Consider the following 345-nt stretch of genomic DNA (forward strand, 5'->3'; position numbering starts at 1 on the left):
TCTTGCCGGAAGCGAACTTCGCGGCGTACTGGTAGACGGCCAGGGTCTCACCGTCGAAGTACGGGGAGACGCTGGTGTCGATGCGCTTGTTGCCGTCGGTGTCGGAGACCGCGATGGTCACACCGTTGAGGTAACCGAGACGCTTGGTGTTGCTGTAGCGGTACAGCCACGAGGAACCGATCGAGCCCTCACCGGTGAAGGAGGACTTGATGCCCACCAGCTCCTCGGCCTTCATCGCCGGAGCGGCGGCCTTGAAGGTCTTGCCGTAGGCCCACTTGAGGGTCTTGCCGGTGAAGGCGTAGTTGCCGTCCGGGTGCGACCCGCTCGGGTAACCGAAGACGAAGA

The 345-nt window shown here is 63.2% G+C and carries 1 pseudogene; it reads right to left on the reverse strand.

Annotation, left to right across the window (positions count from 1 at the left end):
• A pseudogene (locus tag QSK36_RS43205) lies at positions 1 to 345 on the reverse strand (trypsin-like serine peptidase); the annotation flags it as partial.

Origin of the sequence: Microbispora sp. NBRC 16548, from assembly GCF_030268985.1 — a bacterium.
Classification (GTDB): Bacteria; Actinomycetota; Actinomycetes; order Streptosporangiales; family Streptosporangiaceae; genus Microbispora; species Microbispora catharanthi.